The sequence below is a fragment of the Streptomonospora sp. PA3 genome, assembly GCF_009728995.1.
Lineage (GTDB): Bacteria > Actinomycetota > Actinomycetes > Streptosporangiales > Streptosporangiaceae > Streptomonospora.
The window spans coordinates 60,356-82,788 of the sequence record NZ_VTZW01000006.1 but is presented as its reverse complement, the minus strand read 5'-3'; the positions used below and the strand labels follow the sequence as shown (position 1 = coordinate 82,788).

At 72.7% G+C, this 22,433-nt stretch carries 21 protein-coding genes; 12 read left to right on the top strand and 9 right to left on the bottom strand.

Annotated features, from left to right (window positions below):
• The first annotated feature begins 518 nt into the window (after positions 1 to 518).
• Complete coding sequence (locus FZ103_RS04185) at positions 519 to 2,705, top strand: (Fe-S)-binding protein (protein WP_155998973.1); 2,187 nt, start codon at positions 519 to 521, stop codon at positions 2,703 to 2,705.
• Positions 2,706 to 2,901: 196 nt separating this feature from the next.
• On the opposite strand, the gene FZ103_RS04180 is transcribed toward FZ103_RS04185, so the two are convergent.
• Entirely contained in the window at positions 2,902 to 3,105 is a 204-nt protein-coding gene (locus FZ103_RS04180) for a hypothetical protein (protein WP_155998972.1), read from the bottom strand.
• A 340-nt stretch (positions 3,106 to 3,445) separates the two neighbouring features.
• Here FZ103_RS04180 and FZ103_RS04175 point away from each other — a divergent pair, with 340 nt between their 5' ends.
• A complete protein-coding gene (locus FZ103_RS04175; RefSeq protein ID WP_155998971.1) occupies positions 3,446 to 3,871 on the top strand; it encodes a hypothetical protein in 426 nt (141 codons plus the stop codon).
• A gap of 98 nt (positions 3,872 to 3,969) precedes the next feature.
• Here the strand turns inward: FZ103_RS04175 and FZ103_RS04170 are convergent, their stop codons facing one another.
• Positions 3,970 to 5,190 carry an aromatic acid exporter family protein gene (locus FZ103_RS04170; protein WP_155998970.1) on the bottom strand — a complete coding sequence of 407 codons (1,221 nt, stop codon included), beginning with the start codon at positions 5,188 to 5,190 and terminating at the stop codon, positions 3,970 to 3,972.
• Between the two features lie 199 nt (positions 5,191 to 5,389).
• The gene (locus tag FZ103_RS04165) at positions 5,390 to 5,935 is read right to left on the bottom strand and encodes a gamma carbonic anhydrase family protein (protein WP_186355793.1); all 546 of its coding nucleotides are present in this window, start codon (positions 5,933 to 5,935) and stop codon (positions 5,390 to 5,392) included.
• Positions 5,936 to 6,301: 366 nt separating this feature from the next.
• Between FZ103_RS04165 and FZ103_RS04160 the strand changes: the two genes are divergently transcribed.
• On the top strand, positions 6,302 to 7,579 hold the full coding sequence (locus FZ103_RS04160; RefSeq protein ID WP_155998969.1) for a DivIVA domain-containing protein: 1,278 nt from the start codon (positions 6,302 to 6,304) through the stop codon (positions 7,577 to 7,579).
• A 194-nt stretch (positions 7,580 to 7,773) separates the two neighbouring features.
• Entirely contained in the window at positions 7,774 to 8,223 is a 450-nt protein-coding gene (locus FZ103_RS04155) for a GNAT family N-acetyltransferase (RefSeq protein ID WP_155998968.1), read from the top strand.
• 80 nt (positions 8,224 to 8,303) lie between these two features.
• On the opposite strand, the gene FZ103_RS04150 is transcribed toward FZ103_RS04155, so the two are convergent.
• A complete protein-coding gene (locus FZ103_RS04150; RefSeq protein ID WP_394350072.1) occupies positions 8,304 to 9,896 on the bottom strand; it encodes an MDR family MFS transporter in 1,593 nt (530 codons plus the stop codon).
• A gap of 243 nt (positions 9,897 to 10,139) precedes the next feature.
• Here FZ103_RS04150 and FZ103_RS04145 point away from each other — a divergent pair, with 243 nt between their 5' ends.
• The 3 genes from FZ103_RS04145 to FZ103_RS04135 all read left to right on the top strand — a co-directional run bounded on the left by FZ103_RS04145 (position 10,140) and on the right by FZ103_RS04135 (position 13,228).
• Positions 10,140 to 10,718, top strand: coding sequence for a TetR/AcrR family transcriptional regulator (locus FZ103_RS04145; protein ID WP_155998966.1), 579 nt, complete (start codon positions 10,140 to 10,142; stop codon positions 10,716 to 10,718).
• Positions 10,719 to 10,980: 262 nt separating this feature from the next.
• A complete protein-coding gene (locus FZ103_RS04140) occupies positions 10,981 to 12,336 on the top strand; it encodes an alkaline phosphatase PhoX (protein WP_155998965.1) in 1,356 nt (451 codons plus the stop codon).
• A 379-nt stretch (positions 12,337 to 12,715) separates the two neighbouring features.
• Positions 12,716 to 13,228, top strand: coding sequence for a C40 family peptidase (locus FZ103_RS04135; protein WP_155998964.1), 513 nt, complete (start codon positions 12,716 to 12,718; stop codon positions 13,226 to 13,228).
• 428 nt (positions 13,229 to 13,656) lie between these two features.
• Here the strand turns inward: FZ103_RS04135 and FZ103_RS04130 are convergent, their stop codons facing one another.
• Entirely contained in the window at positions 13,657 to 13,977 is a 321-nt protein-coding gene (locus FZ103_RS04130) for a phosphatase (RefSeq protein ID WP_186355792.1), read from the bottom strand.
• A 271-nt stretch (positions 13,978 to 14,248) separates the two neighbouring features.
• Between FZ103_RS04130 and FZ103_RS04125 the strand changes: the two genes are divergently transcribed.
• The gene (locus tag FZ103_RS04125; RefSeq protein ID WP_155998963.1) at positions 14,249 to 14,554 is read left to right on the top strand and encodes a hypothetical protein; all 306 of its coding nucleotides are present in this window, start codon (positions 14,249 to 14,251) and stop codon (positions 14,552 to 14,554) included.
• Between the two features lie 57 nt (positions 14,555 to 14,611).
• On the opposite strand, the gene FZ103_RS04120 is transcribed toward FZ103_RS04125, so the two are convergent.
• Positions 14,612 to 15,013 (bottom strand): SSI family serine proteinase inhibitor, encoded by a 402-nt coding sequence (locus tag FZ103_RS04120; protein WP_186355791.1) that lies wholly within the window; start codon positions 15,011 to 15,013, stop codon positions 14,612 to 14,614.
• Positions 15,014 to 15,324: 311 nt separating this feature from the next.
• On the opposite strand from FZ103_RS04120, the gene yidC reads away from it, so the two are divergent.
• Positions 15,325 to 16,098 carry a membrane protein insertase YidC gene (gene yidC, locus FZ103_RS04115; protein ID WP_155998961.1) on the top strand — a complete coding sequence of 258 codons (774 nt, stop codon included), beginning with the start codon at positions 15,325 to 15,327 and terminating at the stop codon, positions 16,096 to 16,098.
• 73 nt (positions 16,099 to 16,171) lie between these two features.
• On the opposite strand, the gene FZ103_RS04110 is transcribed toward yidC, so the two are convergent.
• From FZ103_RS04110 to FZ103_RS04100, 3 genes are all read right to left on the bottom strand, one after another.
• Entirely contained in the window at positions 16,172 to 16,789 is a 618-nt protein-coding gene (locus FZ103_RS04110; RefSeq protein WP_186355790.1) for a superoxide dismutase family protein, read from the bottom strand.
• A gap of 120 nt (positions 16,790 to 16,909) precedes the next feature.
• Positions 16,910 to 17,398 carry a DUF3291 domain-containing protein gene (locus FZ103_RS04105; RefSeq protein ID WP_155998960.1) on the bottom strand — a complete coding sequence of 163 codons (489 nt, stop codon included), beginning with the start codon at positions 17,396 to 17,398 and terminating at the stop codon, positions 16,910 to 16,912.
• A gap of 32 nt (positions 17,399 to 17,430) precedes the next feature.
• Entirely contained in the window at positions 17,431 to 18,195 is a 765-nt protein-coding gene (locus FZ103_RS04100; RefSeq protein WP_155998959.1) for a metalloregulator ArsR/SmtB family transcription factor, read from the bottom strand.
• Positions 18,196 to 18,387: 192 nt separating this feature from the next.
• Between FZ103_RS04100 and FZ103_RS04095 the strand changes: the two genes are divergently transcribed.
• The 3 genes from FZ103_RS04095 (at position 18,388) to FZ103_RS04085 (ending at position 22,426) form a co-directional block, all read left to right on the top strand.
• Positions 18,388 to 19,950 carry a DASS family sodium-coupled anion symporter gene (locus FZ103_RS04095; protein WP_155998958.1) on the top strand — a complete coding sequence of 521 codons (1,563 nt, stop codon included), beginning with the start codon at positions 18,388 to 18,390 and terminating at the stop codon, positions 19,948 to 19,950.
• A 234-nt stretch (positions 19,951 to 20,184) separates the two neighbouring features.
• Entirely contained in the window at positions 20,185 to 20,814 is a 630-nt protein-coding gene (locus FZ103_RS04090; RefSeq protein WP_155998957.1) for a YigZ family protein, read from the top strand.
• Positions 20,815 to 20,917: 103 nt separating this feature from the next.
• Positions 20,918 to 22,426 (top strand): hypothetical protein, encoded by a 1,509-nt coding sequence (locus tag FZ103_RS04085; RefSeq protein WP_155998956.1) that lies wholly within the window; start codon positions 20,918 to 20,920, stop codon positions 22,424 to 22,426.
• Positions 22,427 to 22,433: the final 7 nt, after the last annotated feature.

Genomic DNA, 22,433 nt, shown 5'->3' with positions numbered 1-22,433 from the left:
TTGAGCCTCGGCGACTCAATGTGGGTTTCCGCCCCTATAACGGCTCGGACCACGGCGTTTGTTCCCGAGCCGGGCACCCGAGTGGCGGACTCCGGGTGGGTTCAGGGGGAACCCGGGGGTGCCTCAGGGCCCGCCCGTCACCCCCCACCGCCCCAACGGTGGCGCTGCGCGCCGCGTATCCCTTGCCCGTCGCCCCCCACCGCCCCAACGGAGACGCTGCGCGTCGCCCCCTTGCCCGCCCGTCACCCACCGCCCCAACGGGGGCGCTGCGCGTCGCGTCGGTGTCCCTGTCCGCCCACCGGGCGAGACGGCGGCGAGCGGGTGCATCGTCCGGGGGAAAACGCAGGTGAACCCGCCGATACGCGAGGGGGCGGGGTCTTCTACCGTTGAGGGTGCGGTCTCGGCGGCGCCCGTGTCAGGGGCGATGGATCCACCGGCCATTACTGGCTAGTAACATTTGGGGGACCTCCGATGTGTGGCGCATCGGGGCACTACAGCAGGATGGGAGGCCGCGGGCGATGCTCTACATCGTTCTGGGGATCATCACGACCCTCTTCGCCGTGGTCGGGGTCGCCATGTTCGCGTTCGGCGTCCGCCGGATGGTGCAGACCGTGCGTCTGGGCCGGCCGGTGGAGGACGGGCGCACCGGGCCCTTCGGCCGGCGACTCACGACCACGCTGATCGAGGTGCTCGGGCACACCCGGATGCTCAAGCGGCCGTGGGTGGGCATCGCCCACTGGTTCGTGATGGTGTCCTTCCCCTTGCTGGTGTTCACCGTGGCCGAGGCGCACGGCGAGGTGTGGGACCCCCACTTCCACCTGCCCGTCATCCACGACTGGACGGTCTACGGGCTGGCCATCGAGGTGATCGCCGGGCTGGGGCTGGCCGCCATCGCGGGCCTGGCCGTCTACCGGCAGATCAAGGGTCCGCGCCGCCTGGGGCGCGGATCCCGGTTCGCCAACTCCGTGCACTGGACGGCCTACTACGTCGAGGCCTACATCATCGCGCTGCTGGCGGCCATCTTCGTGATCCGCGGCTTCAAGGTCGCCATGGACGAGTTCCCCTTCCCGGTGTGGGCCACGCCGATCTCCCACGCGCTGGGTGCCGTGCTGCCGGCCAGTGAGCCGGGCCTCGCCCTGGTCGCCGCGTTCAAGCTGATCATCTCCTGGCTGTTCTTCATGGTGCTGGCCGCCGTGGTGACCATGGGCATCGGCTGGCACCGCTTCACCGCGCCGTTCAACATCTACTTCAAGCGCGACCCCGAGGGCTCTCCCGCGCTGGGCGCGGCCAAGCCGATGATGGACAAGACCGGCAAGAAGCCGCTGGACTTCGAGGAGGCCGACCCCGACGAGGACCCCTTCGGCGTCGGCCGGGTCGAGGACTTCACCTGGAAGGGCCTGCTGGACTTCAGCACCTGCACCGAGTGCGGCCGCTGCCAGTCGCAGTGCCCGGCCTGGAACACGGGCAAGCCGCTCTCGCCCAAGAAGCTGGTCATGGACCTGCGCGACCACGCCTACGCCAAGGCGCCGTACCTGATGCAGGGCGTGACCGCGGAAACGCTGGAGGAGAAGGCCGCGGAGGACGCCGCGCACGCCGACACCGACGTGCTCGCGCTCCTGCAGCGGCCGCTGGTGGGCACCGAGGAGGAAGGCGGTGTCATCCACCCCGACGTGCTCTGGTCCTGCACCAACTGCGGCGCCTGCGTCGAGCAGTGCCCCGTCGACATCGAGCACATCGACCACATCATGGACATGCGCCGCTACCAGGTGATGATCGAGTCCAGCTTCCCCTCCGAGGCCAACACCCTGCTGAAGAACCTGGAGAACAAGGGCAACCCGTGGGGCATGGCCGAGGACCGGCGCATGGACTGGATCGCCGAGCTGGACTTCGAGGTCCCGGTTGTCGAGGACAAGCTGCCCGATGGCACCGAGTACCTGTTCTGGGTCGGCTGCGCCGGTGCGCTGGAGGACCGCGCGAAGAAGACCACCAAGGCCATCGCCGAGCTGCTGCACACGGCCGGGGTTAAGTTCGCGGTGCTGGGCGGCATGGAGGCCTGCACCGGCGACCCCGCGCGCCGGCTGGGCATGGAGTACGTCTTCCAGATGCTCGCCCAGCAGAACGTGGAGACGCTCAACGAGGCCGGCGTCACCAAGATCGTGGCCAGTTGCCCGCACTGCTTCAACACGCTGGGCAACGAGTACCCGCAGCTGGGCGGCGAGTACGACGTGGTCCACCACAGCCAACTGCTGGCCCGGCTGGTGGAGGAGGGCCGCCTCACCCCGGTCCAGCCGATCGAGGAGAACATCACCTACCACGACCCCTGCTTCCTGGGGCGGCACAACAAGGTCTACACCCCGCCGCGCGAGATCATGGCGCAGGTGCCCGGCATCACCACCAAGGAGATGCACCGGCACAAGGAGCGCGGCTTCTGCTGCGGCGCGGGCGGCGCCCGGATGTGGATGGAGGAGCGGATCGGCAAGCGCATCAACACCGAGCGGGTGGACGAGGCGCTGACCACCGACCCCGACACCGTCTCGACCGCCTGCCCGTTCTGCCAGGTGATGCTGGGCGACGCCATCAACGAGAAGAAGTCGCAGGGCCAGGCCAAGGAGACGCTGGAGGTCGTCGACGTCTCCCAGCTGCTGCTGCGCTCGGTCAAGGGCGGCTCCGCCCCGGCCGAGGAGGGGGAGAAGGAGAAGGCCTGACGAAGGCCGCGCCCCGCGGTCGTTCGCTGCGGACGCGATTCGGCGGTGGCCTGGAGCGCCTCCGCCGAGAGCGGCGGCGCGCCCCGGCGCGCCGCCGCAGGCGTCGCCGGCCCCGGCTCGGCAGGGTCGCGCTCCGGGAGGCCGCCACCCGGGGCGCGGCCCTGCCGAGCCGGTCGCGGTGCCGCGGGCGGCGGGATCAGCCGAGGTGGCGGGTGCGGACCGGGCGCCCGCGCACGCGGCGCCGCGTCTGCTCGGGGACCGCGCGGCGCACGCCCAGCACGATGTCGATCTCCTCGTAGGTCAGCCGCCGATCCGACCCGGCGACGGCGATCAGCAGCTCGGCGTAGAGCTCGATCTCCGCCATCGCCACATGATCGTGGAGGCGCACGTCCGGATCCATGCGCGCCCACCTCCATCGACAGCACCGCGGGGGCGCGACCCGCCCGGGACAAGGGAACGCGGGAGGCGGTCACACGTATCCCCGGGTCGGACCACCGACCTTCGTGGGATCCCGCCGGGGACATCCCGCTCTACGAAGGCTACGCCCGGGTAGCCCGCCGTCGCATGACCCAGACGGGCCATTCTCAGAACCACGTTCGAGTAGTCATCCGGCGGTATACACGCACGGTCGCCGCGGGCCGACAGGACTAGGAGCAGCGGTCGGTACCACCGCGCGCCGGGCGCTGCGGGAGCCGGGTGTCCCGGTGGCCAGGCCGCCCGCCGCGTGCGAACATCGGCACGTGCACTACCACGGGTACTTCTGGCGCGGATCCGACGAAGAGCGCTCGCGCAAGGCACGCGACACCCATATCGACGGTCCCCAGTTCACGACCGCGGACGTGCCTCCCGTCAAGATGTGCTGGTGGCTGCGCAAGCCCGCGGACAAGGTCGCGGGCACCTGGGGCGAGCCCGAAGGCGCCGCGGAGTGGATGGCCGCCCAGTACGAGAAGGTGCGCACCGAGATCGACGGCCCGGACGCCTTCTGGGCGCCCGCCGGCGGCCGGTACGCCGCTGCTCTGCGCGACCTGGCCGACGGCCGCGACGTCACCTGGCAGTACCAGCTCGGTGGCGACGAGCGCGCGTTCGTCTCGGTGGTGGCCTGCTCACCCAACGGCTGGGACCGCGAGGCGCCCTGCCCCGTGGAAGGGCGCGGCCAGGCGTGCTGAGAACGGCGGCGGTGCCGCTTTCCAGGAACCTCCGCGTGCCGCCTGGGACGGACACGACGTAGTCGGGAACACGGGCGGAACCGCGCCCGGCCGAGGGCTCAGGACGGCTCCTGCCCCACCGACCGGCGCAGGATCCCGCAGGTGCTCTCGAACTCCTGGCGCAGCCGCGACGCCTCGATCAGCATGGTGCCGTACGGGCTCGCCGGGTCATCGACGAGCCGCCTCGGGGCCTCCTCGGCCTCGGCGGTCTCGGTCAACCGTTGGGCGCACTCCGCCGCCCGCCGGGTCAGCGACGCCAGCTGATCGGTCTGCTCGGCGAGCCGGTCCTGCTCCACCTCGCTGAGCTGCCGGGCGACCTCGGCCAGAGCGGCGAGGAAGTCCCCGTAGAGCCCGAAGAACTCGGTGCGCCGCGGTCCGTCCTCGGTGGCGGACACCGACTGGTCGAGGGTGCGCGTGACGGAGGCCAGCTGGTAGGAGACCCGCTCCAGGGCGGCGACCACGCCCGCGTAGCCCGAGAACGAGCGGGTGCCGTACCGGTACCGGCGCAGCAGGCGCCGCGGGTTGTAGTAGACGCTCTCCTCGGCGGTGCGCACCGCGCTGCGGGCCTGGGCGACGGTGCCCTCCATCGCGGCGGCGCGGTGCCGCCACTGCCCGGTCCGCTCCTGGTCGAGCTCGACTTCGCGAAGCGCCGGGTACATGTCGGAGAGCAGGTCGCACATCGCGTGCGCGAGCGAGCGGACCCCGTACTCGGCGCTGCGGAAGCGCATGGGCGGGACGACGAGCACGTTGACCGCGACTCCGATCCCGCAGCCGATGGCGACCAGCAGGATGATCTGGCCCAGCTGGGAGGCGCGCTCCACGGTGCTGGTGGCGGTCACGTACAGGGCGAAGGCGAAGAACGCCGCGGTGACGACCTGCGATCCCTGCGAGCCCAGCCGCGGCCACCTGCCGATGACCAGTGCGATGAACGTGACGAGCGCGAACGTCAGCAGGCCGGCCCCGGTCAGGAAGCCGACCAGGCCCTGCACGGCCACGCCGGCCGCGACCGCGGCGAGGTAGCGCACGGACTGGGCCAGCGACTGGTAGACGGTCACCTGGATCATCAGCACCGCGGAGAACGGCGCGAACGCGGGCGCGGTCGCCTGCATGGCGGTGTAGGCGACGGCCCAGGCGATGGTGCCCGCCAGGGTGCTCTTGACGATCAGCAGCAGGGTCGTGCGTTCGGCCCCCTCCGAGCGGGCGCGCCGGAACCACTGCCCGATCCGCGCCCAGCGCCCCAGCGGCGCGGGCCGCCTCTTCGACCCCTGTGACGGCCCCATCGCCGATCGCTCCCTACTGAACGCTGTGACGTCCTCACCCGGCCGTTAACCGGAATGCGGACGGTCATGTGCGGGTGGAGGGATCCGTGCGGCGCCGCGTCGGGCGGCGGCGAACGGGTGGCGCGCAGCGCCTCCGTGGGGGTGGCGGGTGTCGGGCGGGCGCCGCGGCCGCAGAAGGCGGGGGACGGCCGGCGCCTCCTCAGTCGCGCCGATGCGAGCTGAGCCAGGTGACGTCGCGGTGGCGCTCGGCGTAGCGGGCGTACTTCTGCGGGGTCTCGGCGAAGCCCGCCCGGTCCTCGTCGGTGAGCTCGCGCACGACCTTGCCCGGCAGGCCGGCCCACAGGGTGCCCGCGGGGACCTCCTTGCCCGGCGGCACCAGCGCGCCGGCGGCCACCAGGGCGCCCTCGCCCACGCGCGCGCCGCCCAGCACGACCGCGCCGATACCGATCAGCGCGCCCTCGCCGATCTCGGCGCCGTGCACCATCGCCTTGTGCCCCAGGCTCACGCGGTCGGCCAGCACGGCGGGCTCGCCGGGATCGGAGTGCAGGCCGCACTGGTCCTGAATGTTGCACAGCTGCCCGATCACGATGTCCTCGGTGTCGGCGCGCACGACCGAGCCGTACCAGACGCTGCTGCGGGCGCCGATGCGGACCCGACCGACGACGACCGCCCCGGGGGCGATCCAGGCGTCGGGGTGGATATCGGGCTCACCGAACGGGGCGTCTCCGACGAGCGGAGCGGACACGTGACCTCCCTTGGCTCGGGCGGGCGGGTGAGACGCGCCGTGCAATCGGCGCACTCGGGCTCCGCGCCGCCGGGAACGGGCATACCTTAGTAGTGCAGTGAGCACGGCGGCCGCGCAGCCGCGCCGCACGCGCGAACGATCCGTCCAGGCTATTGAGCGGGAGGTGTAGGGGCCATTACCGTAGTCGCCTCCCCCCGTGTTCACTACGTCACACTTCGCACGCGATTCGGGTCTCTGTTGCGGTTTCCCATCACACCGCCAAGCTTGGGGAATGAATGTCATTGACGTGTTTTCCGGGTGTTATGGGAATGATAGGCAGGGAGTCCGGCCACCATCCCATTGGCAGCCAACCTGGTTGATTAGGACATGAACGAGCACAGCGCAGAGATCTTGCCGAACTTCCTCCGCGAGGAAGCCTTCCCGACCGAGAAGCGGGGCTACAGCAAGCGCCAGGTCGACGACTACGTGGTGCGCACCCACAACCAGACCCGCGACCTGCAGGAGCGGCTGGCGCGCGCCCACGACGAGCTGGAGCAGCTCCGCCGCGAGCTGGCCGAGGCCAAGGAGCAGGCCGCGGTCAAGCCCGAGCACGAACAGATCAGCGAACGCATGTCCACGATCCTTCGCATCGCCGAGGAAGAGGCGAAGGAGAAGCGCAGCAAGGTCGACAGCGAAGTCGAGGCCATCCGCGGCAAGGCGGAGGAAGAGGCGGCCAAGCGGGTCAAGGACGCCGAGGAGCACGCCGAGCGCGTCGTCTCCAGTGCGCGCACCGAAGCCCAGGAGATGGTCTCGGCGGCCAAGCAGGAGGCCGAACAGCTCCGGTCCCAGGCCGAGGAGGAGACCCAGCGCCGCGTCGCCGACGCCGAGGCCAGGGCCAAGAAGATCAACGACACCGCCGACCGCAGGCTGGCCACGCTCACGGCGACCCACGGCGAGGCCGTGCGCCGGCTCAGCGACATGCACGGCACGCTGGCCGAACTGCTCAACGCCGAGAAGAAGGCGGGGCCGCTGGAGACGGGGCTGTCCCAGGGCGAGTTCGCAGCCGAGCAGGAGGGCTCGGGCGAGTCCGGGCAGCAGGCCGACCAGTCCGCCAAGCAGCAGGGCGGCCGCCCGCAGCAGGGCCGGCAGGTTCAGCAAGGGCAGCAGGGCGGGCAGGCCCAGCAGAAGCCGCGTCCGCAGCCCGCCGAGCAGCAGGCCGCGGCCGCGTCGCCGCAGCAGCCGCCCGCGGCAGCCGGGGCGCGCGGCGACTCCGGTCCCAACGCCCCGGTAGGCCGGCAGCAGGCCGAGTCCGGCGCGCAGGTCGGCCCCGCCGGCCGGCCGCTGGACGTGGCCGACGAGTCCACGGTCCGCCTCGACCCGCAGCCGCCCGCCGGCAGGCAGGGCGAGGGGGCCGCGGCGCAGCCGGTCCGCCAGGCGCCGCAGCCGCAGGGCCAGCGCTATGCGGGCCCCGCACCGCAGCAGCAGCCGACACAGCAACCGCAGCAGCAGAACCAGAGCGGCCGGCCCCAGCAGGGGGGACAGGCGCCGGCGGCTCCGGCCAACGATCCGGGGATCACGGCGATCCACCAGCGGCCCGAGGCGGCACAGGCCCCGGGACCCGACGAGGGGGACGCCTCCGAAGGGGTGCGCATCATCAAGCCGTGACCCGGGGTCGGCGCCCGGCGGAGTGTCCGTCGCGTGCGCACGCCGCCTGCGCCGACCGCCGGCCGGGTCCGCCTGGACTCGCTCATGTCGTACGCGGAGCGGGATGCTCGAAAGCGTCCCGCTCCGCGCCGTTTGTCCAGGCCTGAGGGGCGACGTCGGTCTTCTGCCCGGTGTCGGCTACGATGCCGGAAGCCATGATTATCCGCTCGGCCATCCGGTCTGACCTCGGTGCGATTCTGCGGCTGTTACGCGAACTGGGCGACACCACCCCTGCGCAGAGCAGCACCGTCCGCATGTCCTCGGCGGCCGTGCGCGCCTGGACCCGGATGGAGAACGACCCCGACCGCTCGGTCCTGGTCGCCGAGCGCCGCGGCCAGATCATCGGGACCCTGGACCTGCTGGTGGTCGCCAACCTCACCCACGACGCGCAGTCGTGGGCGATCGTCGACAACCTGGTGGTCGATCCGGCCTGCCGCCGCGGCGGTGTGGGCCGTGCGCTGGTGGAGGAGGCCGTCGACCGCGCCTCCCGCGCCGGCTGCTACAAGATCGAGCTGCTCTCGCACGAGAGCCGCACCGGCGCCCACGCGTTCTACTCAGCGGTCGGCTTCGCCAACTCGGCCGAGGGCTTCCGCCGCTATCTCTGAGGCCGCGGCCCCGCAGCCGCCCTCCGCCGGCCGGCGGCCGCGCCCCGGGGACGCGGTGCGCGCTCGCCGGTCCGCGCCGCTCAGCGGCCCGAGCGCAGCGGGATCTGCTTGAAGAAGAGCACGATCACGAATGCCGCCGCCGCGATCGGCATGCCCAGGACGAAGACCGTGTGCATCGCGTTGCTGAAGGCCGTGATCACGGCGTCCTGGGCGGCCGGCGGCAGGGCGTGGATCGCATCGGGGGAGCCGCCGGCCGAATCGGCCAGGTCCGCCGTACCCGGTGCGGCTCCCATGGCGCGGGCGGACTCGGCGAGCTCGTCGTGCAGCCTGTTGGCCATCACCGAGCCGAAGGCGGCCACCCCCATCGCGCCGCCGAGGTTGCGGAAGAACGAGACGGCCGAGGTCGCCGAGGCGAGGTCCGCGCGCTTGACGGCGTTCTGCGTCGCCAGGATGAGGATCTGCATGCACAGCCCCAGGCCGAGCCCGATCTGGCAGACGCCGACCCCGACCAGCACCAGGCCGGATTCGGCCTCCAGGCGCGTCAGGGTGAAGAACCCGGTGCCGATCAGCACCGTGCCCACGACCGGGAAGACCTTCCACTTTCCCGTGTGGCTGACGAGGAAGCCCGATGTGACCGACGCCGTCAGCAGGCCGAGCACCATCGGCAGCGTCATCAGACCCGACGCCGTAGGGCTGAGGCCCTGCACGATCTGCAGGTACTGCGGCAGGTAGATCATCACGCCGAACATGCTCATGCCCACGGTGGCCGAGGCGAGCGAGCCGAGGACGAACGTGCCGTTGCGGAACAGGTGCGGAGGCAGGATCGGGTCCCCGGCGCGCCGCTCGACCAGCACGGCGGCGACCAGCAGCACCGCCGCGGCGGCGATCAGCCCGTAGGAGGGCGCCGAACGCCAGGCGAACTCCTGCCCGCCCAGGCTCAGCAGCAGCATGACGGCGCTGGCGGCGCCGACGATGCAGGTGGCGCCCCACCAGTCGATGCGGTTTGCGGTGCGCGGCCGCGCCGGCAGCTTGAGCAGGCGCTGGATCACGATGAAGGCCACCACCGCCAGCGGCACGGTGATGAAGAAGCACCAGCGCCAGCCCAGCGGGCTGTCGACCAGGAAGCCGCCCAGCAGCGGGCCGCCCACGGTGGCCACGCCGAAGACGGAGCCGAGGAAGCCGGAGTAGCGTCCGCGCTCGCGCGGTGCGACCACGTCGCCGAGGATGATCTGGGGCAGCGCGGCCAGCCCGCCGGTGCCGATGCCCTGGAAGAAGCGCGCGGTGATCAGCCAGGTCATGTCGTCGGCGAAGCCGGCGGCGACCGACGAGGCGATGAAGACGACCAGCGCGATCTGGAACAGCAGCTTGCGGCCCCATACGTCGGAGAGCTTGCCCCAGACGGGGGTGGACGCGGTCATGGTGAGCAGGGTCGCGCTGGCGACCCACGAGAGGCGGTCCTGGCCGCCGAGCTCGCCGACGATGGTGGGCAGCGCGGTGCCCACGATCGACGTGGTGAGCATCGAGGTCAGCATGGCCAGCATCAGCCCGATGAGGATCTCGACGATCTGGCGCCGCGAGTAGTTCACCTGCGCCTCGTCGGCGGCCTCCGCGGCGGCCTGCTCCCCCGGCACCGCCGCGTCGTGGGTGTCTGCCGCCCCTAAGCGTCGTTCCACGTCCGGCTTCTCCTGTTCCCTCGCCCCGTATCGCGCTGCGCCGCCGGCCCCGGGCCTGCGCGCTGGAGCGGCCCGGGGCGGACAGGACGGACCATCCCCTGGTCGGACAGTCCGGTGGATTCTCCCTCCAGGTATAAGTAAACAGTGTTGACTTGTCAAGGCGAGGGGTTATAGTGCGGGGAACCGCGCACGAGAAGCCGCGCTGAGCAGGGACTCCGCGACGGCGACAGCATGGGAGCCCGGATGGACCGACCGGACACCGACACCTGCCAGGGGCGGGTGCGCGACCGCGAGGCCACGCGCCAGCGCATCCTCGACTGCGCCCGCGACCTGTTCACCCGGGAGGGCTACGCGCAGGTGTCCTCGCGGCGGATCGCCGCCGCGGCCGGTGTCAACGTCGCCCTGATCAACCGGTACTTCGGCGCCAAGCGCGGCCTGCTCGCCGAGGTCATCGCCGAGGACGCCGCCTTTCCCGGGCTGTTCGAAGGCGACCGCGCCACCCTGCCCCGGCGCATCGCCGAACACGTCGTCCACCGCACACTGGGCGAGGGAACGCCGCTGCAGCGCGCCCTGATGCACTCCATCGGCGACCCCGATCTGCAGTCGGTGTTCGAGGAGCGGCTGCAGAGCGCGATCATCGGGCCGCTGGCCGCCTACATCGGCGGCGCCGAGGCCCGCACGCGCGCCACCCTGGTGGCCGCCCTGCTGATCGGCGTGGGCAACGTCCGCCGCATGGGCGGGGCCGACTCGCTCATGGAACAGGATCCAGCCGCGCTGACCCGGCGGCTGACGGGGATCATCGAGCGCTGCCTGGAGGAGTGAGCGCGGACCGCCGGGCTCTCCGGCCCCTCGGCACGCCGGAAGAACCGCCGGAACCGCTTGGAACCGCTCGGAGCCGCCCCGCGGGGTCTTCGGCGCGTGCCCGGTCGGCCGTGCATCCCCGCCGCGCGCCCGCCGCTGCCTCCAGGGCGCTTCGCGCGGTTGTTGTCTGCTGCGTCAGCCGCTGGAGATGCGGGCCTTACGTGCGGGTCACCTCGGCGGGATTGGCTCGCCCCTGCCCGCAAGCTCGTCGAAGGAGGGGCCGATGCCCGACAGTATCGACGCACGTACACCCGGTGTGAACCGCAGACGCTTCCTGGCGGGAACCGGCCTGGTGGGTGCCGCGACCGCCCTGCAGGGCCTCATGGGACAGACCGCCGCCCACGCCGCCGGCCCCGGCCGCGGCAACAACCGGGGCACCGCGGCCCCCGACAACGGCGGATACGGTCCGCTGCGCCCGGCCGGGCCCGAGGGGGAGCTGCTGCTGCCCGCCGGATTCTCCTACGTCGCGTTCGGTCGGACCGGGACCCCCATGCGCGGCGGCCTGCCCACCCCCGGTCGGCACGACGGCATGGCCGCCTTCGAGGGCGACGACGGCACCCTGCGCCTGGTGCGCAACCACGAGCAGAGCGGGGGCGCCGCCTTCGCCTCCCCCAGCTACGATCCGCAGGCCGCGGGCGGTACGACCACGCTGGTCTTCGATCCCGAGCAGATGCGCCTGGTCGACTCCTTCCCCAGCCTCGCCGGGACCATCCGCAACTGCGCCGGCGGGCCCACTCCCTGGGGATCGTGGCTGTCGTGCGAGGAGACCTTCACCGGCCTGGACGCCGACACCCCCCACGGCTACGTCTTCGAGGTCCCCGTGGACGCCGACGGCCCGGTGGACCCGGTGCCCTACAAGGCGATGGGCCGGTTCACCCATGAGGCCGTCGCGATCGACCCCGCCACCGGTATCGTCTACGAGACCGAGGACCGCGGCAGCTCCGGCTTCTACCGGTTCGTGCCCGATGCCCCCTCCCGCCTGGGCGAGGGCGGCAAGCTGCAGATGCTGGCGATCAAGGACCGCCCCCGCTACGACACCCGCACCGGGCAGCGCGCCGGCGAACCGCTGGCGGTGGAGTGGGTCGACATCGACGACCCCGATCCCGACAGCGGGGACTCGCTGGCCGTGTTCAACCAGGGGCGCGAGAAGGGCGGCGCGGTGTTCGCCCGCCTGGAGGGCGCCTGGTACGGCGACGGCGCCGTCTACGTCAACTCCACCAGCGGCGGCGACGCCGGACTGGGGCAGGTGTGGGAGTACCGCCCCCGCGGCCGCTCGGGCGGCCAGCTGATCCTGGTCTATGAGTCGGTCGACCCGGACCTGCTGCAGAGCCCGGACAACATCTGCGTCTCGCCCAACAGCGGCGGGCTGGTGCTGTGCGAGGACGGCTCGGGCGGCGACATGCTGCGCGGTGTCACCGACCGCGGCGAGATCTTCGACTTCGCCGCTCTGAACAGCGGAAACACCAGTGAGCTCGCCGGCGCCACATTCAGCCCCGACGGGCGGGTGCTGTTCTTCAACGTGCAGAGCCCCGGTATCACTTACGCGGTCACCGGGCCGTGGGGCAAGGGCGCGCTGTAGACCGCGCCCGCGGCTCCGTCCCTTCGGACGGATCAGGCGGCGGGGCGGTCCGGACCCCCGCTCCGCCGCCTGCCGGCGGATCCGCGTCCTGCCCCCGTCACCGGGCGCACCGGGCCGGGCCGCGGCGATACCGGCAGCAAGACTCGGAAACCCCGGAAATATCGGCAAACTCGGCAAACCGCATTGAACTGTCCGGTACCGCCCGGAATTCCCGCGGTCGGCGATGCTTGCGGCGCCTCATCCGCCTGCGGTGCCGGGGAATCCAGCGCGACACGCCAATGCGGCGATAAGAACAAGTCCGGCCGAAACCCTGTGTTTCCCTATGGAACTGTGTCCCGGAGCACACCGCTTCGGGGAAGCGGAAACACAGGGGGTAGAAATGAACGCGCCCACAGGATCCGTGCGCCTGAAACGGGGAAACAGACCGCGCCTGGCCAGGACGGCGCTGACCTTATCGTCCCTGGCGATACTCGGCGCACTCGGCCTCGTTCCCGCAACTCCGGCGGTCGCCGAGGAAAGAGTGCAGCAGGCTTCGAGTGTCGCCAGGGAAGCAGTCGCACACGCCAAAGACCAGATAGGCAAGCCTTACCGGTGGGGCGCCGAAGGGCCGGGATCCTTCGACTGCTCGGGGCTCGTCCAGTACGCCTACAAGAAGGCCGGCAAGAGAATCGGCCGCACCACCTACACCCAGTTCGATCAGGGCCGCTCGGTTTCCCGTTCGAAGCTGCGCCCCGGCGACCTCGTCTTCTTCTATTCCGGACCCGGACACGTCGGAATGTACGTCGGAAAGGGCCGGATGATCCACTCCCCGAGTTCCGGGAAAAGGGTCAAGATAGTCAAGATGTCCGGCTACTACAACCGGCATTTCGTGGGGGCGCGCCGTATCGCCTGAGACTCCGCCCGGAGCCGTGCGCCCGGGCGTCGAGACCTGACCGCGCCGCCCCGCGGCCGCCACTCCGATGCGCAGCACGGCGCCGATGCCGAGCCGTGCCCGGCGCGCGCCCGTGCCCGAGTGGCGGCCGCCCGCCCGCACCGCCGCGCCCGCCGACCTGCGCGCGAGAGCTTGAACACGCGCGCGTCCGCCGCGGACGCGGGGAGTCCCGGCGCGCCCGCCGAGCGGCCGGCGGCGGTCGGGCGGAGCAGGCCGGGCGCGGGTCGGCGCCGGCTTCATGGCCTGCGGGAACCGTGCGTGCTGCGGGAAAGGAGACGAAGGCATGAGGCGGTGTTTCGGCGATCGGGTGCCGCCGGCCGGTGCGGCTCGGCGTGCGGGGCGGGCGGGCGGGCGGTCGGTGTCGCAGGCGGCGGAGCCGGTGACGGGGGTCAGCCGAGTACGATCGCGCCGGCCAGCACGGGTTGGCTGAAGGTGACCGATCCGCGCCCCGAGGTGATCGCCCGGCCGCCCTGGCAGGTGTCGCCGGCGAACAGCGCGTACTTGGAGCCGGGGCCGGTCTCGATGGCCACCACGCCGCCCTGGTCGCAGGCCAGCGCCCGGCAGCCGCCGGCGTCGACCACCTGCCGGTGGCCCGACTCGAAGGTCACCGTGACGGGCCGGACGGACTCGTCGCGCGCCGGGCGCATACCGGACAGCGCCCCGGCGATGGTGGCGGACATGGTGGCGAGGTTGGCAGGGCGGATCGGCACGGCGCGGCTCTCGTTCCTCGGGTGCTTCTCAGGGGACTCGAACGTGCATCACTGTCGGTAATTAGACGTCATCGGGGCGTGATGATCGCGGATTCCGTGCGGTGTGTCGTCATCCGCCGCCGTTCCGGCGGACGCGCTCCGCCCCCGCCCCGCACCGATCGGCGCGCGATCACCGCCGCGCGGGACGTTCGCCGCGGGATAGAGTGAGGCTCGACCGCGGGCCCGCGAACCGGGCGTAGCCCTGCCCCGGCGGCGGACGAAGGGAGTGCCGATGCCCCTCCACTACGCGCTCGGGCACGTGCTCCTGTTCGGCTTCGACGCCGGCCTGCCGCAGCTGCCGTTCGCCGGCCCCGCTCTGGGCGCGTTCGCCGTGCTGGCGGCCGCGGCCCTCGGCGCGGCCCTGGTACGGGCCCTCCGCCGCGCGTGCGCCCGGCCGGCGACCGATACCGCCGAGAACAGCCGCCGCGACTTCCTGCTGCGCAGCACCCGGTGCGACTGCGAGCCGCCGGTGCGCGCCCCCGACACACCGGGAAAGCCGCTCCCCAGGGCGCCCGGCGCCGCGCCGGCGACCGGCTGAGCCGTCCCCTGCCGGCCCCGCGCCGGTGCACGGGCGGGCGAAGCCCCGGACGCCCCGCTAGGCCCAAGAGGGAGGTACCACCGGGCCGCTGGAGAAGAGCGCGTCGCAGTCGTTGGTGTAGCGCTCGCTGAAATCGACGGGCCGGTCGCGCCAGGTCCCGGTGATGCGGACCGCGACCGGGTCGTCGAGCGGCGGGCAGAACACCGCCCCACTGCGAAGGCGCTCGAAATCGCCCTCGACCGCGCGCAGCCGGTCGCAGGCGGCCAGGGGCCGCGGGTGGGTGCCGAAATCGGGGTCGCAGTTGAGCCAGAAGCGCTCGACCGACCCCGCCTTCGGGCGTTCGACGGTGATCTCCAGAGTCGAGGACAGCTCCCGGGCACCGGCGGATGCGGTCGGCGCCGCCGAGATCAGGACGGCCGCGCCGACGGCTCCGGCCCAGGCGGCGGTTCGACGAAGCATGGCGCTCCAATCACGGTGAGTGGCGAGCTGCCTCGTCGAGTCTGGATCATCGGCGGAATCGCCCGCAAACCTCGGCATGCCTGGAAACCCGCTTGTGACCTGGCCGTATACCGGTTCGCGCCGATATGCCGCCGCGGGTCGGGGCGGGTGCTCCGCTAGCCGCCGGACCGACGGAAACCGTCACGCCGCGTCGCCGCCCTCGAAGCAGCACTTCCGCCCCGCCGGCCGTCCGGAGACGACCGGCGCCGCCGCGGTCGTGCCGCACCCTTTCCGGCTTCCTTCCGCACCTGTGCACAGAACCGAGGTCCGCGATGACTCCGTTCCCGCAGCCCCACTCGATCGCGACGCTGAGCGTCGCCTCCCTTCCCCTTCTCGGCACCGCCGTCGATGCGGCCCGTACCGCCCTTATCGCCCTCACCCAGCTGCTCGACCCCGTCGCCGGCCCGGCCGCCGCCGCGCTGGCCGTCGTCGTGCTGACAGTGCTCGTCCGTTCGGCGCTGCTGCCGCTGAGCATCCCCCAGGTCCGCGGAGAGAAGACGCGGGCGCGGCTCGCGCCGCGGATGCGCGAGCTCCGGCGCCGGCACCGGGATGACCCCCGCCGCCTGCTCGACGCGCAGCGCCGGCTCTACGCGGAGGAAGGGGCCTCGCCGATGGGCGGATGCCTGCCCGCGCTGGCCCAGCTGCCGGTCTTCACGGTGCTCTACGGCGTCTTCACCGGCCCGGCGCTCGGCGGAACCGGTGGCGGCTCACCCTCCCACACCCTCGCCGGGGTGCCGCTGACCTCCGCGCTCGGCGACGTGCTCGCCGGAGGCGCCGGAACCGGTCTGCCGGTGTTCGCGGTGCTTTTCGCGGTCATCGCCGCGGTCGCGTGGGCGACGCGCCGGTGGCTGACGCGGCCGGCCCTGGAAGGCGCCGCCCAGGCGGGGGCCCCGCCGGCGCCCGGGATGGGGCTGATGTCGTTCCTGCCCTACGCGACCGTGGCGGTCGCCGCGGTGGTTCCGCTGGCGGCGGGCCTGTACCTGGCGACAACCACCGTCTGGACGCTCGCCGAGCGCCTCGTGCTGCGGCGGCTCGTCGCCGGCTGACCCGGCACGCCGCGCACGCCCGCGGGAGGAGGCCACGGGGGCCGCCTGCCGCGGGCGGCCCCGCGCCGGCCGGCTAGATCAGGATGTTCACGCAGGCCAGGCGGGTGCCCGCTTCACCCGCCACGCCCGGCTCGGCCTTGGTGTGCTCGGAGTGGATCACGATCGAGCCCGCCTCGCCCTTGCGGGGGTGCCACTCGACGTCGGCGTTGGAGGTCCCGGCGCCGTCGGCGTTGGTGGTGAAGTCCAGCCAGACCTCGTTGTCGGGGTTCACATACGCCGGATCGTGCGAGGTCTTCGTGGGCGCCGGGTCGTTCTGGTAGTGCGGCCCGGCGTCGGCGGGATCCTCGCCGCAGGCCATGGTGTGCACGTGGGCGCCGTAGGTCTCCTCGGGCTTCAGGCCGCTCACCGCGAGGTGGAAGTCGGTCTCCGCGCCGTCCTTGGTGACGTGCACGCCGGCCGTGGAACCCACGGGGACGGCCTCCTTGTCGTAGGTGACCGCCTCGGCCTCGGGCGAGTACTCCTGGAACTCCGCGTTGACACGGGAGAGGTCGGGAGCGCCCGCTTCGGCGGTCTGGCCCGCTGAAGGAGAGGGGTCGGCAGCGCCTTCGTCGTCGCCTTCGAAATCCTCGCCGCATCCAGCGAGCAGCAGCGATGCGGCGGCCAGGGCGATGATGCCTCGGGTCGCGGACACGTTGGAACCCCCCGATTCCCGCGGTCGATGTCGGGGCGCCCGCTACCCAAAGCCACCCGGCCATCACGTGCCTTCGCGCCGCGGCGCGGACGGCGGGGCGGCCCCGGGCGGTCGGGCGGATCAGTGCCGCGGAGGTGCCGCAGGCTCGGGCGCGCCGGCGGCTTCGGGCGGCGGGAACGAGGTGGTGAAGGTGAACGCCGCGGCCGTGGGCCCGTCGGCGCGCAGCCGCTCCAGCCGCCGGCGCGCTTCGTCGAGGGTGGGGATGTGCCCGGCCGGGATCCACCACATCGCCAGGTGCATGTCGCTCATGCGGGTGAACCAGGTGCGCCGCCGGCGCAGCAGGTCGAGGTGGTCGCTGCGGTAGGTGAAGTTCCACAGCGACTCGCGGTCCCGCCAGACCGAGAAGTTCACCAGGATGTCGCCGCCGAACGGGCGCGCCGCGGTGGCGTCGTTGCTGCCTTCGTCGGTGTAGCGCCAGACGAAGCCGGGGCTGGACTCGGCCAGGGCGTTGACGGGGTCGAGGAGGGACGCGAACTCCGCCATGGAGGGGTCGTCCAGGGGCGCCTTGAGGACGCCGACGTTGAGTTGGGCCAGCCAGTGGTCGCTCATGCGGCTCAGCATGAGCGGCCGGCGGTTCTATGTCAATCGGAATTGGTTTTGGAATCCGGCGCGACGGCGGAGATCAGGACGCAGCAGCCCTCCACCGCCGGAGCCATGTCCGCGCGGAAGGAGTCCGCGCCGGCGCCGCGAAGCAGTCCGCGCAGCAGCTCCAGGTTCATGCCGCAGGCGACCGGCGGGTGGCTGCGCGCCACCGCGTCGAAGGGGCAGTTGCGCAGCCGCAGCACCGGGCACGCGGCTGCGGGCATCGGCCGGTGGGCGGGGGGATCGGCCGCGTCGGGGCAGCCGGCCGAGCGCGCGGCGCGGTCGCCCGGCGGGACCGGGGCCGGCTCGTAGCCGTAGCGCTCCAGGACGCGCGCGAGATCCGCCTCCGTCGCCGCGGTACCGGCCCGCGCGGCGCCCCGGCGCTCGCCCTCCTCGCGCGCGGCCGCGTACAGGGCCTCCTCGGCGCCCGCCCGCTCCACGGCTTCGGCCAGGAGGGCGGCGGCGCCGCCGTAGTCGCGCGGCGGCAGGTGGACGGCGTGCTCGCGCCCGGAGCGCCGGTAGACCTTGGCCGGGCGGCCCGAGCCCGGGCCCTCGCGTCCGGAGACCTTGCGCCGGCTGACCTCCAGCAGCCCCGCCTCGACCAGCTTGTCCAGATGGAAGGCCGCGAGGTTGCGCCGTGCGCCCACCGCCTCGGCGGCCTCGGCGCGGCTGACCTCGCCGCCGTGCCCCGCGACGTAGTCGTAGAGCCTGCGGCGCAGCGGCTCGGCGAGGACGCCGAGGGCGTCGATACCGGATCCGGTCATACCCCCATTGTGCTGCGGCCCGGGCGGGCGCCCGCAGTGTGCCGCCTCCGCGGACGCGTGGACGGGCCCATCCGATGGCGGTCCGCCCGATTCGTTGCCGCTTCGATACCGCGGAGGAGATTCCGCGGACGCTGCGAAGGTAGAAACCGCGTGACGCATGTCATCCGTGTGATTCGACTCCGAGGACATCCCATGGCGACACCAACCGGACCCGAGCCGGGACCGGCCCCTCCCCAGGGCGCGGCCGCCCACGGCTCGTCCACCGCCCCCGGCGATACGGCCGAGGCCGAGAGCGGCCTGACGCGCAAGAGGATCGGCCTGGCGGCGGGAGTCGTCCTGGCGGCGGTCCTCTACCTCGTGCTGCCCGATTCGCTGTCCTACGAAGGCAAGGTGACCGCGGCCGTGGCGGCGCTCATGGCGGCGTGGTGGATGACCGAGGCCATCCCGCTGCCGGCGACGGCCCTGCTCCCGCTGGTGCTGTTCCCCGTGCTCGTCGGCGTCGACATCGCCGACGTGGCGGCGCCCTACGCCGACGACGTCATCTTCCTGTTCATGGGCGGATTCATGCTGGCCATGGCGATGCAGCGGTGGAATCTGCACCGCCGCATCGCGCTGGCGGTGGTCGCCGCCGTCGGCACCAGCCCGGTGATGCTCGTCGCCGGGTTCATGCTGGCCACCGGCTTCATCACGATGTGGGTGAGCAACACCGCCACCACCGTCATGATGCTGCCGATCGGCCTGTCGGTGCTCGGCCTGGTCAACCAGCTCGGCGACGGCAAGGGCGACGCCAACTTCTCCACCTCGCTCATGCTGGGCATCGCCTATGCCGCCTCGATCGGCTCGGTCTCCACCCTCATCGGCACGCCGCCCAACGCCTTCATGGCCGGCTACCTCTCGCAGAACCACGGCATCGAGGTCGGCTTCGGCCAGTGGATGATGGTGGGCCTGCCGCTGGCCGCCGTCTTCCTCGTGGTGGCCTGGTTCCTGCTCACGCGGGTGATCTACCCGCCCGGGATCCGCACGCTGCCCGGCGGGCGGCAGCTCATCCGCGACCAGCTCCACGAGATGGGGCCGATGTCGCGCGGGGAGTGGACGGTGCTCGCCGTCTTCGTGTGCGCGGCCGTCTCCTGGGTCGGGATCCCCCTGCTGGCCGACACCGCGCCCATCGCCGAAGCACTGCCGTGGCTGGCCGACATCTCCGACGCGGGTATCGCGATGGCGGTGGCCGTGGCGCTGTTCGTCATCCCGGTGAAACCGCGCGAAGGAGTCGCCGCACTGGACTGGCAGACCGCCCTGCAGCTGCCCTGGGGAATCCTGCTGCTGTTCGGCGGCGGCATCTCGCTGTCGGTGCGCTTCGAGGAGTCCGGGCTGAGCAACTGGATCGGCGAGCAGGTGGGCCTGCTCAGCGCCGTGCCCGCATGGGTGGTCGTGCTGATCGTGGCGGTGCTGGTTCTGCTGCTGACCGAGCTGACCAGCAACACGGCGACGGCCACCATCTTCCTGCCCGTCCTGGCCGGTGTCGCGGTGGGCATGAACCTCGACGTCCTGCTGCTGGTCGTGCCCGCCGCCCTGGCCGCTTCGCTGGCCTTCATGCTGCCGGTGGCCACCCCGCCCAACGCCATCGCGTTCGGCTCCGGCTACATCCGCATCGGCCAGATGGTGCGCGCGGGCGTCTGGCTGAACGCCTCCGCGGTGGTGCTGATCATGGCGACCATGTACGGCGTCGCCTACTGGGTGTTCTCGATGGGCGGGTGACACCGGCCGCGGCGCGGATCGCCGTGCCGACGGCTGCGGGCGTCGGCACGGCGATCGGCCCGCCGGCGGCGAACCCCTGATACGCAGCGACTCCACCGAGCACTCCCGCTCGATCCCGGAGCGCTCCGGCATGGTCGAGGTCTTCACGACGACGCCCTACCACTGGCACCGCGGGCCGCAGTGAGACCTCCTTCGGCGGCCGCCTCCCGGGGCGCCTTACGATCGGGAGCGGACATGCGGACGATCAGCCAGGGCGGCGAGCACGAGCTGCTCATCAAGAAGTCCCGCTTCATCTGCGCCCTGGCGCGGGTGGCCGGCGAGGACGAGGCGCGCGCGTTCATCGCCGAGCGGCGGCGCGCGCACTGGGGCGCTGCGCACAACTGCACCGCCTACGTCCTCGGCGACGAAGGCGAGGTGCAGCGCTCCAGCGACGACGGGGAGCCCTCCGGAACAGCGGGGGTGCCGATGCTGGAGGTGCTGCGCAACCGCGGCGTCACCGGCACGGCGGCGGTGGTCACCCGCTACTTCGGCGGCATCAAACTCGGCGCCGGCGGGCTCGTGCGCGCCTACGGCGGCGCCGTCGCCGCCGCGCTGGACCGGGTCGGGCTGCTGGAGCGGCGCACCCTGGCCGTGGTCACGGTCCGGGCCGACTACCTGCTGGCCGGAAGGCTGGAAAGCGAGCTGCGCGAGTCCGCGTACCCGGTGCGCGAGGTTCGCTACGAGGCGGATGTGGCCTTCGACGTCGCCGTGGCCGATTCCGCGCTCGCCGGATTCGGCGCGTGGCTGGCCGAAGTCACCGGCGGAAAGGCCCACTACGAGGTCAGCGGCAGCACCGTCGTCGAGGTCGACCCGGCCTCGGGCTGATCGCGGCCGGGCGGCGGCTCCGGCGGCTCGGCTCCGGTGTGTCGCCGCGCGGCCGGCGTTCTAGGATTCCCCTACCTGATGTCGTCGTAGGGAGTGAGCGGCCATGCGCACCTGGCGACGGGCGCCGCTGGCAGCGGCCGCGGGCGCGGCACTGCTCGTCGCGGGGACCGCCTGCACGGCCGAGGAGCAGCCCCCGGACCGCCCGGATGACTCGCCGCGCCCACTGCCCACCGCCTTCGAGGGCGAGCCCCCGCCGGGAGTCGGCGGCGAACCGCTGCGCCACCTGCACGGGCCCGGCGGCGAGGGGCCCGCCATCCTCGACGACGAAATGGGAGTGCGGATCTCCTCGGTGGGCGACGCCTTCCTGATCAGCTCCAACAGCCAGGAGCGCCACCTGCTGCTGGGCGCCGAGGACGGCGCGACGCTGTGGCAGGGCAAGCGCCACATCCAGCGGTTCGGCGCCGACACCCGCGGGTCGCCGGTGCTGATCGTCGACGGCCGCGGCGGCGGCACCCGGGTGATCGGCGACGACGGCGAGACGGTGTGGAGCGGATCGGGCCCCCGCGAGACCTTCATCGGCGGCGCCGTGGTGCGCCGCCCCGCCGACTGGAGCGCCGAGGACCCCTACGGCGACTACACCGTCCTCCAACCCGGCGGAGCGAAGCGGTGGGAGTTCACCTTCGCCGCCCCTGAGGAGGAGCCGACCCCGACCGCCTCGCCGGAGGACGGCGCCCCCGACCCCGACCGCAACGGCGTCCCGGTGGCCGCCCGCGACGGCGTACTGCTGCTCGACGACGGCACCGGCCTGCTCCAGGCGCGCGGAATCGGCGACGACGACGCGGGCGAGCTGCTGTGGAGCTTCTCCGGGGACGACCCCGGCCTCGCCGGAGGCACGGACGTGCAGCGCCCCCGCCCCCAGGTCGTCGGCATCTACGAGGTCCCGGCCCACCAGGACGGCGGCGGCGCGGACACCCCCGGCGCCTCGCCCGAGTCGCCGCCCCCCACGCCGTCGGACACGCCGCCGTCCGCCTCCCCCGAGGCCGGCGAGGGCACCGCGTCCGCCTCTCCGGGCGAGGGGACGGCCGAGGAACCCGCCCCGCCGAGGGTCCTGGTGCGCTGGAGCGTGCCCGAGGAGCCCTCGGTGCTGTCGCTGCACGACCTGCACAGCGGCGAACTCCTGTGGAGCTTCTCCGAGCCCGGCGCCAACCCCCCGAGCGACGAGTTCTCGCCGCCCCCGCTGCCGGGCGCGCTCTACGAGTCGCGCACGGGCACGCTGCTGCTGCCGCAGGCCACCGGGGAGACGCCGCTGATCGCGGTGGACCTGGCCGCCGGCGAGGTGCGCTGGACGTTCGAGGACGAGTTCGAGCAGGCGATCTCGCCCGCCCTGACCCTGGGCGGCTACATCTACGGCGACACCCGCGGCGCCGGCGACACGCCGGCGGGCCAGGTGGTGCTCGCCGCCGAAGACAAGGAGATCGCCGCCGAAGGGCTCGACGCCTACGTGGAGGCCGCCACCGACGAGGGCTACAGCATCGTCGTCAGCGACCGGCAGCGGTTCGTCTTTCCGCCCGCGAACGGGCCCGCGGACGGCTCGGCGAGCCCCACCGGGTAGTCCCCGG

What these genes read in the sequence shown, in the direction of transcription:
- FZ103_RS04185 (WP_155998973.1), top strand. Translation starts at nt 519, where the DNA reads ATGCTCTACATCGTTCTGGGGATCATCACGACCCTCTTCGCCGTGGTC.
- FZ103_RS04180 (WP_155998972.1), bottom strand. Translation starts at nt 3,105, where the DNA reads ATGGATCCGGACGTGCGCCTCCACGATCATGTGGCGATGGCGGAGATC.
- FZ103_RS04170 (WP_155998970.1), bottom strand. Translation starts at nt 5,190, where the DNA reads ATGGGGCCGTCACAGGGGTCGAAGAGGCGGCCCGCGCCGCTGGGGCGC.
- FZ103_RS04160 (WP_155998969.1), top strand. Translation starts at nt 6,302, where the DNA reads ATGAACGAGCACAGCGCAGAGATCTTGCCGAACTTCCTCCGCGAGGAA.
- FZ103_RS04155 (WP_155998968.1), top strand. Translation starts at nt 7,774, where the DNA reads ATGATTATCCGCTCGGCCATCCGGTCTGACCTCGGTGCGATTCTGCGG.
- FZ103_RS04145 (WP_155998966.1), top strand. Translation starts at nt 10,140, where the DNA reads ATGGACCGACCGGACACCGACACCTGCCAGGGGCGGGTGCGCGACCGC.
- FZ103_RS04140 (WP_155998965.1), top strand. Translation starts at nt 10,981, where the DNA reads ATGCCCGACAGTATCGACGCACGTACACCCGGTGTGAACCGCAGACGC.
- FZ103_RS04135 (WP_155998964.1), top strand. Translation starts at nt 12,716, where the DNA reads ATGAACGCGCCCACAGGATCCGTGCGCCTGAAACGGGGAAACAGACCG.
- FZ103_RS04125 (WP_155998963.1), top strand. Translation starts at nt 14,249, where the DNA reads ATGCCCCTCCACTACGCGCTCGGGCACGTGCTCCTGTTCGGCTTCGAC.
- FZ103_RS04120 (WP_186355791.1), bottom strand. Translation starts at nt 15,013, where the DNA reads ATGCTTCGTCGAACCGCCGCCTGGGCCGGAGCCGTCGGCGCGGCCGTC.
- yidC (WP_155998961.1), top strand. Translation starts at nt 15,325, where the DNA reads ATGACTCCGTTCCCGCAGCCCCACTCGATCGCGACGCTGAGCGTCGCC.
- FZ103_RS04105 (WP_155998960.1), bottom strand. Translation starts at nt 17,398, where the DNA reads ATGAGCGACCACTGGCTGGCCCAACTCAACGTCGGCGTCCTCAAGGCG.
- FZ103_RS04100 (WP_155998959.1), bottom strand. Translation starts at nt 18,195, where the DNA reads ATGACCGGATCCGGTATCGACGCCCTCGGCGTCCTCGCCGAGCCGCTG.
- FZ103_RS04095 (WP_155998958.1), top strand. Translation starts at nt 18,388, where the DNA reads ATGGCGACACCAACCGGACCCGAGCCGGGACCGGCCCCTCCCCAGGGC.
- FZ103_RS04090 (WP_155998957.1), top strand. Translation starts at nt 20,185, where the DNA reads ATGCGGACGATCAGCCAGGGCGGCGAGCACGAGCTGCTCATCAAGAAG.
- FZ103_RS04085 (WP_155998956.1), top strand. Translation starts at nt 20,918, where the DNA reads ATGCGCACCTGGCGACGGGCGCCGCTGGCAGCGGCCGCGGGCGCGGCA.